General features: G+C 58.9%; 15 protein-coding genes and 1 riboswitch. Of the genes, 8 read left to right on the top strand and 7 right to left on the bottom strand.

What is annotated here, in order from left to right; genetic code table 11:
• Window positions 1-96 precede the first annotated feature (96 nt).
• From IEJ03_RS07230 to IEJ03_RS07205, 6 genes are all read left to right on the top strand, one after another.
• Window positions 97-1,167: a microcin C ABC transporter permease YejB gene (locus IEJ03_RS07230; RefSeq protein ID WP_192036966.1), complete on the top strand. Its 1,071-nt coding sequence runs from the start codon at window positions 97-99 to the stop codon at window positions 1,165-1,167.
• Window positions 1,167-2,279 carry an ABC transporter permease gene (locus IEJ03_RS07225; protein ID WP_192036965.1) on the top strand — a complete coding sequence of 371 codons (1,113 nt, stop codon included), beginning with the start codon at window positions 1,167-1,169 and terminating at the stop codon, window positions 2,277-2,279. Before IEJ03_RS07230 ends, IEJ03_RS07225 begins: the two co-directional genes overlap by 1 nt.
• A gap of 4 nt (window positions 2,280-2,283) precedes the next feature.
• Window positions 2,284-3,891: a dipeptide ABC transporter ATP-binding protein gene (locus IEJ03_RS07220; protein WP_192037234.1), complete on the top strand. Its 1,608-nt coding sequence runs from the start codon at window positions 2,284-2,286 to the stop codon at window positions 3,889-3,891.
• 47 nt (window positions 3,892-3,938) lie between these two features.
• Window positions 3,939-4,033, top strand: a riboswitch (TPP riboswitch).
• A 39-nt stretch (window positions 4,034-4,072) separates the two neighbouring features.
• Window positions 4,073-4,876 (top strand): hydroxyethylthiazole kinase, encoded by an 804-nt coding sequence (gene thiM / locus IEJ03_RS07215; RefSeq protein ID WP_347401005.1) that lies wholly within the window; start codon window positions 4,073-4,075, stop codon window positions 4,874-4,876.
• On the top strand, window positions 4,869-5,510 hold the full coding sequence (thiE, locus tag IEJ03_RS07210; RefSeq protein WP_192037232.1) for a thiamine phosphate synthase: 642 nt from the start codon (window positions 4,869-4,871) through the stop codon (window positions 5,508-5,510). The genes thiM and thiE overlap by 8 nt, the downstream gene beginning before the upstream one ends.
• Window positions 5,511-5,693: 183 nt before the next feature.
• Entirely contained in the window at window positions 5,694-6,107 is a 414-nt protein-coding gene (locus IEJ03_RS07205) for a DUF4399 domain-containing protein (RefSeq protein WP_202884396.1), read from the top strand.
• Between the two features lie 2 nt (window positions 6,108-6,109).
• Here the strand turns inward: IEJ03_RS07205 and IEJ03_RS07200 are convergent, their stop codons facing one another.
• From IEJ03_RS07200 to IEJ03_RS07180, 5 genes are all read right to left on the bottom strand, one after another.
• Complete coding sequence (locus IEJ03_RS07200; RefSeq protein WP_192036964.1) at window positions 6,110-6,247, bottom strand: hypothetical protein; 138 nt, start codon at window positions 6,245-6,247, stop codon at window positions 6,110-6,112.
• 370 nt (window positions 6,248-6,617) lie between these two features.
• Entirely contained in the window at window positions 6,618-7,727 is a 1,110-nt protein-coding gene (locus tag IEJ03_RS07195) for a glycosyltransferase family 4 protein (protein ID WP_242458082.1), read from the bottom strand.
• Window positions 7,728-7,774: 47 nt separating this feature from the next.
• Window positions 7,775-9,121: a UDP-glucose/GDP-mannose dehydrogenase family protein gene (locus IEJ03_RS07190; protein ID WP_192036962.1), complete on the bottom strand. Its 1,347-nt coding sequence runs from the start codon at window positions 9,119-9,121 to the stop codon at window positions 7,775-7,777.
• A gap of 161 nt (window positions 9,122-9,282) precedes the next feature.
• Window positions 9,283-10,635 carry an O-antigen ligase family protein gene (locus IEJ03_RS07185; protein ID WP_192036961.1) on the bottom strand — a complete coding sequence of 451 codons (1,353 nt, stop codon included), beginning with the start codon at window positions 10,633-10,635 and terminating at the stop codon, window positions 9,283-9,285.
• 37 nt (window positions 10,636-10,672) lie between these two features.
• Window positions 10,673-11,680 carry an NAD-dependent epimerase gene (locus tag IEJ03_RS07180; RefSeq protein ID WP_192036960.1) on the bottom strand — a complete coding sequence of 336 codons (1,008 nt, stop codon included), beginning with the start codon at window positions 11,678-11,680 and terminating at the stop codon, window positions 10,673-10,675.
• A 505-nt stretch (window positions 11,681-12,185) separates the two neighbouring features.
• Here IEJ03_RS07180 and IEJ03_RS07175 point away from each other — a divergent pair.
• Together IEJ03_RS07175 and tviB are read left to right on the top strand one after the other, a co-directional pair.
• Window positions 12,186-14,240 (top strand): nucleoside-diphosphate sugar epimerase/dehydratase, encoded by a 2,055-nt coding sequence (locus IEJ03_RS07175; protein WP_242458081.1) that lies wholly within the window; start codon window positions 12,186-12,188, stop codon window positions 14,238-14,240.
• 21 nt (window positions 14,241-14,261) lie between these two features.
• Window positions 14,262-15,548: a Vi polysaccharide biosynthesis UDP-N-acetylglucosamine C-6 dehydrogenase TviB gene (tviB, locus tag IEJ03_RS07170; protein ID WP_192036958.1), complete on the top strand. Its 1,287-nt coding sequence runs from the start codon at window positions 14,262-14,264 to the stop codon at window positions 15,546-15,548.
• Between the two features lie 96 nt (window positions 15,549-15,644).
• Here tviB and IEJ03_RS07165 read toward each other — a convergent pair whose 3' ends face one another.
• Both IEJ03_RS07165 and IEJ03_RS07160 read right to left on the bottom strand, forming a co-directional pair.
• A complete protein-coding gene (locus tag IEJ03_RS07165) occupies window positions 15,645-16,817 on the bottom strand; it encodes a DegT/DnrJ/EryC1/StrS aminotransferase family protein (protein ID WP_192036957.1) in 1,173 nt (390 codons plus the stop codon).
• 78 nt (window positions 16,818-16,895) lie between these two features.
• Window positions 16,896-17,951, bottom strand: a complete 1,056-nt coding sequence (locus IEJ03_RS07160) for an ATP-grasp domain-containing protein (RefSeq protein ID WP_192036956.1) — start codon at window positions 17,949-17,951, stop codon at window positions 16,896-16,898.
• Window positions 17,952-17,979 lie beyond the last annotated feature (28 nt).

Here is a 17,979-nt window from a genome sequence, read left to right as displayed (position 1 = left end):
TGAAGAGCCATGGCCCATGGCGGCCCCTGCGACGCGCCCGGGCCGCCTGAACCACGCAAGTACCACGCACTACCGACACATTCATAAGGACTCACCGTGGCCGCCTACGTCCTGCGCCGCCTGCTGCTGATGATTCCCACCCTGCTGGGGATCCTGCTGCTCAACTTCGTGATCGTTCAGGCCGCGCCCGGCGGCCCCATCGACCAGATGCTGGCCCGCTTCCAGGGCCTGGACAGTTCGGCCAGCACCCGCCTGGAGGGCGGAGGGGGCGATCGCATCCAAGGTGAGTCCCGCGGCTCGCGGGGCGTCGAGGAGCGCTTCATCGCCCAGCTCGAGGAGCAGTTCGGCTTCGACAAGCCCGCGCATGAGCGTTTCCTCGACATGCTGGGCGATTACGCCACCTTCGACTTCGGCGAGAGTTTCTTCCGCGACCGCCCGGTCATCGAGTTGATGATCGAACGATTGCCGGTCTCGATCTCATTGGGGCTCTGGACGACCCTGCTGGTCTACTTGATCTCGATTCCGCTGGGGGTACGCAAGGCCCTGCGCCACGGCTCGCCCTTCGATGTCTGGACCTCGGGCCTGGTGATCGTCGGCTATGCGATTCCCGGTTTCCTGTTCGCGATCCTCCTGATCGTGCTGTTCGCCGGCGGCAGCTACTTCGATGTCTTTCCGCTGCGTGGCCTGACCTCACCGGACTTCGATACGCTTTCGACCTGGGGCAAGATCAAGGACTACTTCTGGCATATCTCATTGCCGGTGCTGGCCTCCGCCATCGGCAGCTTCGCCACCCTGACCATGCTAACCAAGAACAGCTTTCTCGATGAGATTCACAAGCAGTACGTGCTTACCGCGCGGGCCAAGGGCGCCAGCGACCGCCAGGTGCTCTACGGCCACGTCTTTCGCAACGCCATGCTGATCATCATCGCCGGGCTGCCCTCGGCGCTGATCGGCATCTTCTTCACCGGCTCGCTGTTGATCGAGGTCATCTTCTCCCTGAACGGCCTCGGTCTGCTGGGCTTCGAGGCCGTGATGCAACGCGACTACCCGGTGATCTTCGGCACCCTCTACCTGTACACCCTGATCGGACTGATCCTTAAACTGATCTCCGACCTGACCTACGTGTGGGTCGACCCGCGCATCGATTTCGCGACCAGGGAGGCCTGATGACGCTCTTCACCCGCTTTCATCAGTCACTGTCGCCGATCACGCGCCGCCGCCTGGCCGTCTTCAGCGGCAACCGCCGCGCTCGGCTGTCGCTTTGGTTGTTCCTTTGCATGTTCATCCTGAGCCTCGGTGCCGAGTTGATCGCCAACGACAAGCCACTGGTCATGCGCTATCAGGGCGACTGGTACGTCCCGCTGCTGGTCGACTACCCGGAAACCGAATTCGGCGGTTTTCTGCCCACCGCCACCGACTACCGGGACCCCTATGTGCGCGAGGCCATCGAGGCAGACGGCTGGATGCTATGGCCGCCGATCCCCTATTCCTACCAGACCCTGGACATGGAGCTGAGCCGGCCGGCTCCCTCCTCGCCGGATGGGCGTCACTGGCTGGGCACCGACGACCAGGGGCGCGATGTACTGGCCCGGGTGATCTATGGCTTCCGGCTATCGGTGGTCTTCGCGCTGGTGCTGACCATCGGCTCGCTGGCGATGGGGGTGGTCATCGGCGGCGTGCAGGGCTACTTCGGCGGTAAGGTCGACCTGATAGGCCAACGCCTGATCGAGATCTGGTCAGGGTTGCCGGTGCTGTTCCTGCTGATCATCCTGGCAAGCCTGGTGGAGCCCAATTTGTGGTGGCTGCTCGGCATCATGCTACTGTTCTCCTGGCTGGGGCTCGTCGATGTGGTGCGCGCCGAGTTCCTGCGCGCCCGCAATCTCGAATACGTGCGCGCCGCCAAGGCCATGGGCCTGCCCTCCTACCTGATCATGTGGCGCCATGTACTGCCCAATGCCATGGTCGCCACCCTGACGTTCATTCCGTTTCTGTTCACCGGCGCCATTACCACACTGACCGCACTGGACTTCCTTGGCTTCGGTCTGCCGCCTGGATCGCCGTCGCTGGGCGAGCTGGTGGCGCAGGGCAAGAACAACCTGCAGGCACCTTGGCTCGGCATCACCGCCTTCGTCAGCCTGTCGCTGATGCTCTCGCTGCTGGTATTCATCGGCGAAGGCCTTCGCGATGCCTTCGACCCGCGCCACATCCAGGCGAGCCCCAAGGCGACCGCCACGCCCGCGACCACCCCGGCCGCCATCAGGAGCACGGACGATGCCTGAGACGATGTCTATCCCCCCCCATCACGCCCGCCCCCTGCTGCGCCTGGATGACCTGAGCATCGGCTTCGACGGCCAGACGGTCGTCGACGCGCTGTCACTCACCGTCCACGCGGGTGAGGCCGTGGCCCTGGTCGGTGAATCCGGCTCCGGCAAGTCAGTCAGCGCCCTGGGGGCCATGAACCTGCTGCCCGACAACGCAAGCGTCAACGGTTCTCGCCGACTCGGTGACACGGACCTGGCGACGCTGAAGCGGCGAGACTGGCAGGGCTTGCTGGGCAGTCGGGTCGGCTTCGTCTTTCAGGAGCCCATGACCTCGCTGAACCCACTGCACACCGTCGAGAAACAGATTGGCGAGAGCCTGCGCCTGCATCAGGGCCTCAGCGGCAAGGCCGCCCGCGCACGAGCCCGCGATCTTCTTATCCAGGTCAAGCTGCCGCGCCCCGATGAGCTGCTCGATGCCTGGCCCCATCAGCTGTCCGGCGGCCAGCGCCAGCGCGTCATGATTGCCATGGCGATCGCCAATGAACCGGATCTCCTGATCGCCGATGAGCCCACCACGGCGCTGGATGTCACCGTGCAGCAGGATATCCTCGCCCTGCTCAGGGAGCTTCGCGAGCGCCATGGCATGGGCATGCTGCTGATCACCCATGACCTGAACCTGGTACGCCGTCATGCCGATCGGGTCTGCGTGCTCTATCAGGGGCGCGAACAGGAAACCGGTCCGGTGGAGCGGGTCTTCCGTGATCCCCAGAGTCGTTATACCCGCACCCTGCTGGATGCCGAGCCTCGCGGCCGCCCACTGCCACTCGACACACCGCCCGTGCTGCTCGCCGCACGGGGCTTGCGCGTGGCCTTCTCGCGCTCCAAGCGCCTCTTCGCCAAGACCCCGGCGCCCTTCGTGGCCGTGGAGCCACTTGATCTGACCCTGCGCCGCGGCGAGACCCTCGGCATCGTCGGTGAGTCCGGTTCCGGCAAGACCACCCTCGCCATGGCGCTGCTGCGCCTGATCGCAAGCGATGGCGAGATCGACTTCTCAGGAGCGCGCCTGGACACGCTCAGCGGCACGGCCCTGCGCAAGCAACGCCGACGCTTTCAGATTGTCTTCCAGGATCCCTATGGCTCGCTTTCACCGCGCCTGCCGGTGGCCAGGATCATCAGCGAGGGGCTGCGCTTTCATCACCCCGAGCTCGAGGATGCCGAAGTCGAGCGGCGCGTTCAGGCGACGCTGCTCGAGGTCGGGCTGCCCGCCGACTGTGCCTCCCGCTACCCGCATGAGTTCTCCGGCGGTCAGCGCCAGCGCATCGCCGTGGCCCGGGCGATCATCCTCGAGCCGGAACTGGTGGTGCTCGACGAACCCACCTCGGCGCTGGATCGCACCGTACAGAAGCAGTTGGTCGAACTGCTGCGTGACCTGCAGGCACGACGCGGACTGAGCTACCTGTTCATCAGTCATGATCTGGCCGTGGTGCGCACCATGGCTCACCGGGTGATGGTGATGAAGGACGGCGAGGTGCTCGAGGAAGGCTTAAGCGAGCAGGTGCTGGGTGATCCTCAGACCCCTTACACCCGGGCACTGGTCGAGGCCGCCGGCCTGGCGCCGTCCTCCGGCTGAATCGCTGCGGGCTTTACAGCCAGGCAGTCGGCGGGGATAGTACCTTTTCTTGATGACAGGGGCGCCGGTGCTCGCCGGCTGAGAGGCACCCTTCGAACCTGACCCGGATAATGCCGGCGGAGGGAGTCGTGTGGCAGGCTCATCCAGCCTCTGCCCACGGTCGCCTCCGCGATGGAGGCCCATGATGACCACAGTGAATCCTGCTCTTCACCTAGCACGCGTGCGCGAAACGTCGCCGCTGATCCACAACATCACCAACTTCGTCGCCATGAATTCCATGGCCAACGTCCTGTTGGCGATCGGCGCCTCTCCAGCCATGGTGCATGCGCGCGAGGAAGCCGGTGAATTCGCCGGCCTCGCCCAGGCCTTGACCATCAACATCGGCACCCTGTCACCGCACTGGGTCGATGCCATGATCGAGGCCGCCAGCGCCGCCCAGACTACCGGCACGCCCTGGGTGCTGGACCCGGTCGCGGTCGGCGCCACCACTTACCGCCGCCAGACGGCCCGTCAGCTGGTCGCTCTGTCCCCCACAGTGATCCGCGGCAATGCCTCGGAAATCATGGCGCTGGTGAATCAGAGCTCGGGCGGACGAGGCGTCGACAGCACCGACGCTGCCGATAGCGCGCTCGACGCCGCCCTTCAGCTGGCGCGGCAGACCGGCGCCGTTGTCGCCGTCACCGGGGAACAGGATATCGTGACCGACGGCCAGCGCCTGGCAAGGATCGAGGGAGGCCATCCACTCATGCCCAAGGTCACGACCCTGGGGTGCTCGCTAACCGGCGTCGTCGCAGCCTTCATCGCCGATGCCGAGGACATCTTTGCCGCCACCGTCGCGGCCCTTGACGGCTATGCCGCCGCCGGCGAACGGGCCGGCAAGGACGCCAAGGGACCCGGCAGTTTCTCGGTGGCCTTTCTCGACGCCTTGCATGGCCTCGACGCCGGCGCACTGTCAGGGCGTCACCTGGAGATCGAACATGTCTAATCATCATCCATCGAAGGCATTCGACTTGTCCCTTTACCTGGTCACCGATGCCGAGCTATGCGCCCAGGCAGGGCTCATCGACACCGTGCTTGGCGCCGTACGTGGCGGGGTCACGATGATTCAGCTGCGTGACAAGACCGCCACCGATACCGAGCTCACCGCCCAGGCCCGCACACTGATGACAGCGCTTCAGGGTACTGGTGTCCCCTTGATCATCAACGACCGCCTGGAAGTTGCCCTCGCCGCCAAGGCAGATGGCCTACATATCGGCCAGGGAGACGGTGACGTGGCCGAGGCGCGTCGGTGCCTGGGCCCTCGAGCCATTCTGGGGCTGTCGGTCGAAAACTGCACTCAGCTTGCAACTCTGGATCCCGAGCCGCTCGATTACCTTGGCCTGGGCCCGGTATTCGCCACCTCGACCAAGCAGGATCATGCACCGCCACTCGGAATGGAGGGGCTCGCCGCCCTGGCGACGGCCAGTGTGTTGCCCACGGTGGCCATCGGCGGCTTGAACGCAGATCACGTGAAGGCCGTCAGGCAAGCAGGCGCCGATGGACTGGCGGTCATCTCTGCGATCTGCGGTCAAGCAGATCCGCAAGCCGCCGCCACTGCATTCGGCCAAGCCGATCGCTGAGGCGCCCGACAAGGGTTATTCATGAATAAGCCAGCGGCCTCTCCCTGCCTTCTGGGGCTGAACGAGGACTGAACGGTGCAGCATAAAACGGCTACGCTGAGTGCAGGCAGGCATCTTGCTGTGTCTCAACCAGCAAGATGCCATCATGCTGTGCTGGACCATGACACGCTGGGGGATGCCGAGATGAAGACACTGAACCAAAGATGCGGCCGCTGGCTGGCTGCACTGGCACTGACGATGCTGGCCGTACCGGCAATCGCCATGGAGGGCGTCGGGTTTGCAAGCCCTGAGGACGGTGCTGAAGTATCAAACCCGATACAGGTGGAAATGGAGGTGATGGGCATGCATGTGCAGCCCGCGGGCACCATCGAGGAGAGTACCGGCCACCATCACCTGATCATTGACGCAGGGCCGGTGGCCAAGGGAGAGGTGATTCCCGCCGACGATGCCCATATCCACTTCGGCGGCGGTCAGACCAGTCACGAGCTCAGCCTGTCACCGGGCGAACACACGCTGACGCTTCAGTTCGCCGATGGCGAGCACCGCTCCTATGGCCCCGACTGGTCCTCCACCATCACGGTGAATGTGGTCGAATAGCCCTAATCAGGCTTACCCTCGACTTCCTTGTCGGTGAGCCTGATCTCCTGAAGTGCCACGCCATGCTTCAGGGCCAGATAGGTGACTTCGTCACGGCTTTCCTTCACGGCCAGGCGATGGATCGCTAGCCGTCTCGGCAAGAAGAGCAGCTCAACCAGCCCCCAACCGGCTGCAATGGCCAGCGGTATCCACCACCATTGCCAGGACTGATTCTGGAGCGCCTGCGTTCCCCACACGATAGAGGAGATAGGATCGCTCCCAGCACTAGCTGATGGAGCCCTAGGAAACGGTTGCTGACGATCATCTGGCGTCTTAACAGCTTGGGGGATCTGGCCGCAGGTAAAGCGGTTGAACGCATCTCGGACATGGCAGTTGGGAGGCTTTCAGTGCAATGAGGTTTATACCATCATGCACTGAAAGCTTCCGCACAAGGCGGCGAAAAGGGATCAATTCGCCAGCATTTTCTTTTACTTGCAAAAGCCCAGCCAGCAGAACCTCCCCAGCCAGGGCTTAGTAATCGGTATTGTTGTTTCCCTCGGTAGCCAAGCGTTGCAGGCTGGCCCTTAGTTTTTCTCGTTGTGCTAGATAGGAGAATTGTTGAACATAGCTGGCAAGTACATCCCCATTGGATAGGTCTTCACTGTCGACCAAGGACGCAATCCTCGTTGCCCAATCATCACAGTCCGCTTCATGCTGCATCACTAGATCGGGATGGTTATCTTTCAGCAACTCAGAAGCTCCGACACGATCAGAAACCAGTACGCGGGTCCCGCAAGCCATAGCCTCCGCCACTACCAAACCAAACTCTTCAATGTGGGCGGGCAGGACGAACAGATCTAGTGAGCCAAAGACAGTCTCTACGTCAGGCACCATCGAGCGCCAGACGAAACGGTCGGCGACCCCCGAATCGAGTGCCTGCTGCTGATATTTGGTCGACTTGTCTTTTCCAACCACCAAGAAGCGGTAACGTCCCGGATACCGGCGCTGTAGTTCGGCTGCCATCTCGATGAAGCCGGCGACGTTGCGCTTGGCGAAGTTCCCCGACGTAACGAGACCGATTAACTTTTCACCCTCGGTCACGCCCAGTTCTTGGCGCTTGAGGGCTCGTTCAGCGCGGGCGTGCTGAACGTTGAACTGGTGCGGATCGTACCCCGGATAGCTGACCTCGATTTTGGCAGGATCAATCCCATAACGATGCGACAGCTCATTGCCCATCAAACGAGAGTTGACAACCACCTGACGGAATTTGCCGCCGCCGAGCACATGATCATGGATCGATGCAACCTCATGCCCCCCAGGGAGCTTACGCCCACGAATATAGTGTTCAGCCAAATGAACGCAGTTATGCACATAGACGGTATCCGAGGTTTCACAGTCGCCATGGCTTAGCAAGACATCCGGACGATGCCGGCGACGCCAGGCCTGAACCCGCCGATTGAACCAGAATCTCCGAAAGGCGCCCTTGAAGGGCCAACGCCACATCTTAACGATCGAGGCACCATGATCCGCAATAACCTCGGCATTGCCCCGCTCGACCAGTAGCGATACCTCAAACCCCAGCTCATTCAGGAGCTTCGCTTGTGCCAAGGCGACACGACTGGCACCAGTGGACTTTTCCACCTGTCGAATCGCAATCGCCGCCTTGCGTCTTCTGATGACCTCTGCCCTCATGCTGAAGCGGACGCTAGGGAATCACCGCGCCCCACGGCGTAATACATCAGCCCGGCATCCTTGACCGCCTTCGGCGAGAACAGGTTGCGCCCATCCACCACCACCGGCATGGCGAGTTGCGCCTTCAGCCAATCGAAGTCGAGAATGCGGAATTCCTTCCACTCGGTGCAGATCACCAGCGCATCGGCACCCTTCACCGCCTGGATGCGATCGGCGACCAGTACCAGGTCATCGCGTTCGCCATAGATCCGGCGACATTCCTTCATGGCCTCCGGATCATAGGCCTGCACCCTCGCACCGGCGGCCCATAGGGCCTCCATGACATCACGGCTCGGCGCATCGCGCATGTCATCGGTGTTGGGCTTGAAGGCCAGCCCCCACAGGGCGATGGTCTTGCCGGACAGGTCACCATCGAAGGCCTGGTTGAGCTTGGCAAACAGGGTGCTCTTCTGGCGGCGATTGACACTCTCGACGGCATTGAGCAAGTCGGCCGGATAGTCGACCTCGCCGGCGGTGCGTGCCAGCGCCTGGACGTCCTTGGGAAAGCATGAGCCGCCGTAGCCGCAGCCTGGGTAGATGAAGTGATAACCAATGCGCGGATCACTGCCAATGCCCTGGCGCACCTGTTCGACGTCGGCGCCCAGGCGCTCGGCCAGATTGGCGATCTCGTTCATGAAACTGATCTTGGTCGCTAGCATGGCATTGGCCGCATACTTGGTCAGCTCGGCAGCGCGCACGTCCATGAACATCATCTTTTCATGGTTGCGGTTATAGGGGCTGTAGCACTCGCGCATCAGCGCCTTGACGCGCTCGGAGTCGGTGCCGACCACGATGCGGGCGCCGCCACTGAAGTCCTCGATGGCCGCCCCTTCCTTGAGGAATTCCGGGTTGGAGCAGACATCGAAGTCGATTTCCACGCCACGCTCGGCAAGGGTGCTGGCGACGGCGGCACGCACGCGATCGGCAGTGCCCACCGGCACGGTGGACTTGTCAACGATGACCTTATGCTCGTCCATGTGCTCGCCGATGGTCTTGGCCACCGCCAGCACGTACTTGAGATCGGCGCTGCCGTCCTCGTCGGGTGGCGTACCCACGGCGATGAATTGCAGCCGCCCATGGGCTACCGCCTCGGCCGAGTCTGTGGTGAAGCGCAGCCGCCCCGCCGCCACATTGGCGGTCACCATGCTTTCCAGCCCCGGCTCGAAAATCGGAATCTCGCCCTCATGCAGGCGGGCGATCTTGTCGGCATCCACATCCATGCAGACGACATCATGCCCCACATCGGCCAGGCAGGTCCCGGTGACCAGCCCCACGTACCCCGTGCCGAAAATGGTGATCTTCATGTCGTTACTCCTACCAATAAATAACCTGTAAGTCTCTGGTGACCCGCGCTCAAACGCTTACGCCCAGTCACATGCCGTTTCGGGCAGGAATGGTACACATGCAAGGCCAGAATGGGTATGGAGAATGCCCGCTAGCATGCCGAAAGCAGTGATGAGCGTGCTCATCGCGGCTCGCCGCCAGGGGCGCCGGCAATGTAGCACCGGCAGGAACGGCCACCTTCTTGGTACAAACCACGCTGCTCTTCGCGCCTCAGTATCACCCAGCAACCGATGCTGAGGCCGAGGTAGCCGCTCAGGCCGTGCACATCGCGGAGCATGGATTGCGTAAGCCCGAAAACCATGAACGCCAAAGGCGTCATTATGCCCGCTATGGCCAATATCCTCACACCAGGCAAGCAGACTCTGAGCCGTTGGGAGAAAAGGAACAGAGGCACTCCATAGAGCATCGCCAAACTGAAGAGCCCCAGCACTCCCCTGCGGGCCGCCGTATCGATAATGTCGCTGTGCAGTTGATCATAGTAACTGACGCCGGGATGCAGGATATGTCGCACCACCAAGGCATCTCGAGCGGCTTCCAGACGACCCTCTCCCCATCCTGTCCATGGACGCTCTGCAAAGAGCTGAAAACCACCGAACCACATCTCCAAGCGAAGGCCGACAGATCCATCGCGATCTTCGCCTTGCCAGTATTCTTGCGCGTCGGCGACAGCTGCGACCAGACGGTGACTGACCCCCGTTTGAGGAACAGCCACTAGCATGACGGCCAAAAGCAGAGCTCCACATCCTACATATCGCGCTATCGACCGTGGTCGTTCTCTTCTGGGCATCTGGTGCCAGGCCACATAGAGCATCAAAGCGAGTAATGGCATCGCCAACCAGCCGCCGCGTGTACCGGATAGCAACGATGCCAACAGGCCAGCCATGCCGCCAGCCACAGATAGCAAAAGGTAGTAACGGTGATCGGAGCGACGAGGTTGGGGTAGCCGATATATCCACCAAAGCGCTGCCAGCCAGGACAGAAAGCCAAGCAGCAAGGCCAAATTGCCAAACGGGATAGCATTCATGTTATTGCTGGCGCGTGAGTATGCAAGAACCAGTCTTTCAAAAAGCGCAATGAAGCCTGCTGCCAAAGCGCCGCTCGAAAGACCCAGCCACCAATGCCGCGCGGTCGGGCCGTGACAGCGTAACCATATCAGCAAAACAGCGCCCAAAATGGGCCACAGCGGCATGCCTATGCCATTCCCCGTGGCGGATTCCGGCCATTTCAGTGTCCGGGCGACATCGCCAAGCCAGCTGGCAGCAAAAACCAGCAGTGCCAAGCACCATAAACCGTCTTCCCAGTCCAGCCGTGAGATTCGCCAGCCTGCTCCCAAAGCGCCATCTGACACAGCTACGAGACACACGCCCAGACACAGTAGTGGCACAAGCGCGTATCCCATGGGCACCACGATCAACAGCGCCAGGAAAGCAAACAACAGCCAGCTATTAACCCCTTGCCACACCCACGCAGTCATCGACTTAGCCTACAAACAGGATAAGCCATTACACAACTCACACTCGATGATATTCGCGATACCAAGCGACAAATCGCTTGACTCCCTCGCAGACCCCTACTCGTGGTTGATAATCGATCACCTTGTTGAGCGCCTCGGTGTCGGCATAGGTATGCGGCACATCACCAGGCTGCATGGGAAGATAATTGCATGCGGCTCGCTTGCCGATCGCCTCTTCTAGCGCATGGATGAAGTCCATCAGCCTGACGGGGTTTCCATGCCCGATGTTATAAAGGGCATATGGAGCACTGCTGCTCTCCGGACTGGCTTGAGTAGGATGCCAGGCACTATCGCGCTGGGGCACAACCTTGACAATGCGCATGATGCTCTCGACGATATCATCGATGTAGGTGAAGTCGCGTGACATATCACCATGGTTGTAGACATCAATGGACCGCCCTTCCAGGATCGCTTTGGTGAACATGAACATCGCCATGTCTGGTCGTCCCCATGGCCCATAGACCGTGAAGAACCGTAAGCCCGTGGTAGGCAAGTCATATAGGTGAGAGTAGGTATGGGCCATCAGCTCGTTGGCCTTTTTGGTTGCCGCATAGAGGCTGACCGGATGGTCAACATTGTCCCGGGTAGAAAAAGGGACCGTTTCGTTCATGCCATAGACTGAGCTGGATGACGCATAAATGAGGTGCCCCACCCCATGATGCCGGGAGCACTCAAGCACATTGAGATACCCCATCAGGTTGGCATCGATATAGGCATAGGGATTATCCAGTGAATAGCGCACCCCCGCCTGAGCGGCGAGATGAATGACCCTGTCAAAGCTATGCTCTGAAAACAGTCGCGTCATGCCCTCCCTATCACAGAGATCCAGTCTGACGAAGAGGATATCCTCATACTCCGACAGGACATCCAGCCGTGCCTGCTTGAGCGACACATCATAGTAATCATTGAGGTTATCGACCCCGACAATCAGATGCCCTTTCCCGGCCAGCCGCTTAGCTACTGAATAGCCGATGAAACCTGCCATACCCGTAATCAAGAACTTCATATCAATTCCCTGATGAGGAGCCTGAAGGGCGTCCTGATAATTCATGATAAGCGTGGTTGAGTCCAATTAGAAACGCTCAAGATGACCTCCGCCAATCATTCGCTCGCCTAACCACCCACATCAAATGTATTAAAAAAACGGAAAGCCGGCAAAGATAAGTGAGCATTAAACCTCTAATATAGCAACAAGGAACTAATAGAAAGCAAAGGAATGACAGAAAACATTACTCAAAAAAAATTAAAGAACTAATGCTTATGCATATCCCTTCAGTCATCAACAGACTAGAAAAATCATCTTGGTAAGCCCCCTTACGACCATTATCATAAAGAAACACAAAATCACAATGAAACAGAAAGTAACAATAAGCGTAAGCACCATGCATCAACATAAAGCCTGACGGTATTTTATAAGCTGAATGCAAAGAAACATTTCATACAATAACTATAATCGATGCGCTTTAATAAGAAACAATAGTCGCACAAAATACAGGGATGAGGGTGCAACAGTGTACAAATCAATTGATTACATTTTCAGGTTGCCTCGTATTTACAAGCGACTCATCCAGATAATGGTTGATTCTACCTCCTTGACGCTTAGCTTCTTGATAGCGATGCTGATTAAATTCGAACATTGGGATAAGATACTGGATAAGGAAATCTGGCTGGCATTTCTTACCACACTTCCAGTAAGTATCTACTTCTTTATCAGACTGGGATTTTATCGCGCGGTTATTCGATATATCAACCAACGCGCTCTAAAAACCATTTTGCAAGGACTGGTCGCCACGACGGTAACACTTATCACCGTTAGCTTCGCGCTGGGAACGCCATCTCCCATCTCCATTTCCGTCGTCTTTTTCCTGCTGGCATTCGTGAGTATTGGCGGTATCCGTTACCTGCTCCGCGCAGCCTACAGAAGGGAAAGCATCAAGAACCGAACACGTGTCGTGATATACGGCGCTGGGGCCGCCGGAGCCCACTTGGTAAATTCACTGAAACATAGCGATCAACATGTGCCGGTGGCCTTTGTGGATGACTGGCGAGGTATGCATGGCACTCATGTCGAGGGACTGGAAGTGTACTCCCCGGCAAAGGTAGGCCAACTTATCAATGACTACGGCGTAGAGCGGATTCTATTGGCGATTCCCAGCGCGACTAGGGCGAGGAGACGGGCCGTCTTGAGTGCTCTAGAGCCACTGATGATCCCCGTGCAAACCGTGCCGGGTACGGCCGACATTGTCGCCGGACGCGCGAGAATCAACGACATTCGCAACGTAACCGTCGAAGATCTCCTGGGACGCGATCCCGTGCCACCGCAGCCGTTACTGATGCAGGCCAATATCTTGGGCAAGGTTGTAATGGTGACTGGAGCAGGCGGCTCGATAGGTTCCGAGCTGAGCCGGCAGATTCTTCTACAGCAGCCACGCCAGCTTCTACTGCTGGACGTCTGTGAGTATGCCCTTTACCGGGTGGAGCAAGAAATCAAGGCACTCGCTGAACGCCATCATCTCGATATTTCCATCAAGGCACTGCTGGTATCCGTCCAGCACCGGCCACGCCTCACGCTTACCATGCGCAGCTTTGGTGTGCAGACGCTCTATCATGCCGCCGCCTACAAGCACGTGCCGATGGTGGAACACAACATGGTCGAAGGCATCCGTAATAATGTTTTCGGTACACTGAAGACCGCGCAGGCAGCTATCGAGTGCGGCGTTGAAACCTTCGTTTTGATCTCGACCGATAAAGCCGTGCGGCCAACCAATGTCATGGGCACAACCAAGCGTCTTGCAGAGCTTGTCTGCCAGGCCCTGTCCAGTGAGCAGGTAAAGACGCGTTTTTGCATGGTTCGATTTGGCAATGTCTTAGGCTCATCCGGCTCCGTTGTGCCGTTGTTCAGGCGCCAGATACGCGATGGCGGACCGATTACGGTGACCCACCCCAATATAACGCGCTACTTCATGACTATCCCCGAAGCCGCTCAGTTGGTGATTCAGGCAGGTGCAATGGGTAGTGGCGGGAATGTGTTCGTTCTGGACATGGGTGAACCGATCAAAATTGCCGATTTGGCAAAGCAAATGGTTCGCCTTTCGGGTTTGGAATTGATCACCGAGGACAGCACAGATGGCGACATCGCTATCCACTATAGCGGCCTGCGCCCAGGGGAAAAGCTCTATGAGGAGCTGCTGACCGGCACCAATACCACATCGACAGCACATCCACGGATCATGACCGCACGGGAAACCTGCTGGGAGTGGCCGCGCCTGGAAGCCTACCTTCGTCGTTTGCATAACGCTGTGGTCAAGGTCCAGCACGAGGTTATCAGAGAATTGTTGCTGGAAGCCCCTATCGATTACCACCCCAACCACCCCATTTCCGACCTGCTTTGGCTCCAGCAATACGGGGATACAACGGCACATCCGCCAACAGAGACTGCAGTCGTTGACAAGGAAAAGCACCCAGTCAGCCAAAGAGCTTCCACACCAACGCCCACAGCCCTAAAGGTAGTGTCAACTCAACTCAATCTCTCGACCGCGGCCCTGGCCAAGGACAGCCACTTCTGATTACCACAAGGACAATGGATCATGGACCTGACCCTGAAGCTGGATTCTATTCGTATTGGCGTGATTGGACTGGGCTATGTCGGCTTGCCTCTGGCCGTGGAATTCGGCAAGCGTTACCCGACACTGGGTTTCGACATCAATACCCATCGAATCCTGCAGCTCACCGATGGCCTCGACACCACGCGAGAAGTCTCATTCGATGAGCTAAGATGCGCAAAACATCTCGACTTCAGTGATGATGTCGAGCGACTGCGGGAATGCAATGTCTATATAGTCACGGTTCCAACGCCGATCGACGCACAGCACTGCCCGGATCTGACGCCATTGCTCAAAGCCAGCCAGACGGTAGCCCACGTCATTTCGCCAGGCAATCTCGTCATCTATGAGTCGACCGTCTATCCGGGTGCTACCGAAGAGGAATGCATTCCTGTCATCGAGCAGGGCTCAGGGCTGATCTACAATCGCGACTTCTTCGCCGGCTATAGTCCAGAGCGCATCAATCCAGGCGACAAGGAACACCGAGTCACCTCGATCAGGAAAGTGACCTCAGGATCGACTCCAGTTGTGGCAACCTTCGTCGACGATCTCTATGCATCAATCATCATAGCGGGTACCTTCAAAGCCAGTTCAATGCAAGTCGCGGAGGCCGCCAAGGTCATCGAAAACACTCAGCGTGATGTAAACATTGCCCTGATCAACGAGTTGGCCATGATCTTCAGCCGCTTGGGTATTGATACCGAAGAAGTCCTGCTGGCAGCGGGAACCAAGTGGAATTTTCTTCCCTTCCGGCCAGGACTGGTAGGCGGGCACTGCATCGGTGTCGACCCCTATTATCTTACGCACAAGGCCCAACAGGTGGGCTATCATCCGGAAGTCATCCTGTCAGGCCGGCGTATCAATGATGGTATGGGCGCCTATGTGGCAGGCCAGCTGGTCAAGCAGATGATTAAGGAACGAATCCACGTACAAGGCGCACGGGTGCTGATCCTGGGCCTGACGTTCAAGGAGAACTGCCCCGATCTGCGCAATACACGTGTCACCGATATCATTCGAGAACTGGCGGACTTCAATGTCATGGTCGATGTCTTCGACCCTCATGCCGATCGTGACGAAGCCCAGCGCGCCTATACGATCCGACCCGTCGACCGGCCAGATGTGGGTAGCTATGATGCGATGATACTGGCGGTCGCCCACGATGAATTCCGCGACTATGGCGTTGACCGTATACGCTCCTGGGGCAAACCCAGCCACGTGCTGTTTGATCTGAAGTACCTGCTGGGGAATGGCGAGGCCGACTTACGACTCTAACCCTGGCACATAAAACAACGCCCCCCGGCCAAGGTATCTCGCGGTCAAGGGCGTTTAATTTAACTGCTGGCCACGTGTATCTTCGCTATCCAAAGATCAAACCGCAGCCAGTGCCATTACCTCCTGTAACGCCAGACAGGTGCGGTCAATCTCCTCCGAGGTCAACGTGGGATGGACAAGGAACATCAAGCTGGTCTTCCCCAGTTCGGCGGCGACCGGCAGGGCATGAGCAGGCCGCCACCCCGTGTCATCGAAGGCCTTTTCGCGATATACCTCGGAACAGCTCCCCCCCAGACACGGCACCCCCCGCTGCTGAATCTCGTCGATGATCCGGTCACGATTCCACCCCGGCCGCAGTGCCAGCGGATCAACAAACACATAGGCCTTGTAGGCGGCGTGTCCGACATGTCCTGGCAACTCAGGCACACGCAGGCCACAGGCTCTGGCCGCCTGCCAAATGCGATCCAGATTGTCACGGCGCTGCCGCGTCCAGTCCGGCATGCGGCGCAGCTGAAGGCGACCAATGGCCGCCTGCATCTCGGTCAGCCGCCAGTTGGTACCGAAGGATTCATGCAACCAGCGAAAGCCTGGCGGGTGCTCCCGCTCGTAGACCGCCTCCCAACTCTTGCCGTGATCCTTGTAGGCCCACATCCGATGCCACAGAGCCCGATCATTGGTAGTGACCATGCCCCCCTCCCCGCCGGTAGACATGATCTTGTCCTGACAGAAGGACCAGGCGCCGATATGCCCGATCCCTCCAACACTGCGCGTGCGCCAGCTAGCCCCATGCGCCTGCGCACAGTCTTCGATTACATAGAGACCATGGCCTTCTGCCAGCGACATCAGACCGTCCATGTCACAGGGCCAGCCAGCCAGGTGGACCGCAATGATGGCTTTGGTGCGCGACGTAATCAAAGGCGCCACGGTGCTAGCCGTAATGTTCTGGGAGTCGCGATCGACATCCGCAAAGACAGGCACTGCACCAGCGATGACAATGGAAGACACCGACGCCATGAAGGTTCGAGAAGTGACCACCACTTCATCGCCCACACCGATTCCCAGTGCCTTCATTGCCAAGTCCAGGGCGGTGGTGCCATTGGAAACAGCAACGGCGTATTCGGTGCCCGCAAAGCGAGCAAACTCGCTCTCGAAGGCGCGTCCCTCTCCCCCTGTCCAGTAGTTGACGCGATTGGAGCACAGCACTCGCTTGACGGCTTGGACCTCGGCTTCGCTGAAACAAGGCCAGGGAGAAAAATGAGAATTGAGCATACTGGCGCCCTCCAAGGCTATGCTGCTCTACGGAACGCCGACTGACCGCCGGCGATGGCCGCATACTGACCATGCATCCTATGAGGGGTAACGTACCTCAATAGTCTTTTCAGACCGCAGGGGTGAATATACGGTCGGCACAATATGCTTCATGCTCCGTACTCCAACGGAAGGGCGTAATAGATAAGGCGCGGGTCGCCGCCCCTCCGCCAGCTCGATCAATGCTCTGGGAAAATCTACACCGGCAAGATGCGAGAAAGGATAGCCACCGCCGAATCGCGCATTGAGCTCTAGCACGCGCGGCAAACCAGCGGCGTCCAGCATGATGTCGATATCCAGGTTTCCCCTATGCCGAAGAAGTGCGGCAACGCGTTCCGCGGTGTTTGCCACCCCGCGATCCTCGACGGTCATAGCGCTATCGGTTTCGCCGGCCCGCATGGAGAGCTTTCGCTTGACCACCGTGGCAACGTGCTCGCCGTCAAAGTCGTGCAACACGTCAATGCCGTATTCGTCGCCTCCGAGGAACTCCTGGATAATCACCGAGTGATCGATATCATCCTGACTGATCACGTGAAGGAATGAGTCGCGGACCTGCTTGCGGGCATAATGATAGAAGAATGCCAGTTCCTCGTCGTCGTTGACCTTGAACAGTGAGACCGAACCCATGCCCCACCTCGGTTTGACCATTAGCGGGAAAGCAAGATGGCCATCACGGAGATGATGCTGCGCCTTGTCCAGTTGGAGGCAAGTGACTGGACTCGGGATGCGGTGGCGCTGAAGAAACTCGAAACACGCCCACTTGTCATTGGCCACCTCAATGACCTCAGGATCGCTGACGAACGCCTGGACGCCGAAGCGACCGAAATCTTCGATGGCGCGAGACAGCGGCCCCAGGTCCAGGTCAGACAGCGACACCAGTAGGCCAACACGCTCTCGCATGCAGATGTCCAGCAGCGTCGGAATGTAGTCGCCCGAGTCGGCCCGTGGTACAAGATATGCCTTATCGACGCATGCCATACCGGCAGTGTTGGGGTCCATGTCGACACCAATGACCACGCCCTCGCCGGCCAATGCCTGCCTGAAATAGTCGACTAGGTAGCTTCTTCGCCCCACGCAGGTCAACAACACGTTCATCGTAATTCTCCAGGAAGCTAGTCATTGA

The sequence above is a fragment of the Halomonas sp. YLGW01 genome (assembly GCF_014840935.1).
GTDB lineage: Bacteria > Pseudomonadota > Gammaproteobacteria > Pseudomonadales > Halomonadaceae > Onishia.
The sequence above is the reverse complement of the archived record's forward strand: the minus strand, read 5'-3'. Positions and strand labels throughout refer to the sequence as shown.

Bases quoted from the DNA above. Each gene is read 5' to 3' on its own strand.
- IEJ03_RS07225 (WP_192036965.1), top strand. From the start codon at position 1,167: ATGACGCTCTTCACCCGCTTTCATCAGTCACTGTCGCCGATCACGCGC.
- IEJ03_RS07220 (WP_192037234.1), top strand. From the start codon at position 2,284: ATGTCTATCCCCCCCCATCACGCCCGCCCCCTGCTGCGCCTGGATGAC.
- thiM (WP_347401005.1), top strand. From the start codon at position 4,073: ATGATGACCACAGTGAATCCTGCTCTTCACCTAGCACGCGTGCGCGAA.
- thiE (WP_192037232.1), top strand. From the start codon at position 4,869: ATGTCTAATCATCATCCATCGAAGGCATTCGACTTGTCCCTTTACCTG.
- IEJ03_RS07205 (WP_202884396.1), top strand. From the start codon at position 5,694: ATGAAGACACTGAACCAAAGATGCGGCCGCTGGCTGGCTGCACTGGCA.
- IEJ03_RS07190 (WP_192036962.1), bottom strand. From the start codon at position 9,121: ATGAAGATCACCATTTTCGGCACGGGGTACGTGGGGCTGGTCACCGGG.
- IEJ03_RS07185 (WP_192036961.1), bottom strand. From the start codon at position 10,635: ATGACTGCGTGGGTGTGGCAAGGGGTTAATAGCTGGCTGTTGTTTGCT.
- IEJ03_RS07180 (WP_192036960.1), bottom strand. From the start codon at position 11,680: ATGAAGTTCTTGATTACGGGTATGGCAGGTTTCATCGGCTATTCAGTA.
- tviB (WP_192036958.1), top strand. From the start codon at position 14,262: ATGGACCTGACCCTGAAGCTGGATTCTATTCGTATTGGCGTGATTGGA.
- IEJ03_RS07165 (WP_192036957.1), bottom strand. From the start codon at position 16,817: ATGCTCAATTCTCATTTTTCTCCCTGGCCTTGTTTCAGCGAAGCCGAG.
- IEJ03_RS07160 (WP_192036956.1), bottom strand. From the start codon at position 17,951: ATGAACGTGTTGTTGACCTGCGTGGGGCGAAGAAGCTACCTAGTCGAC.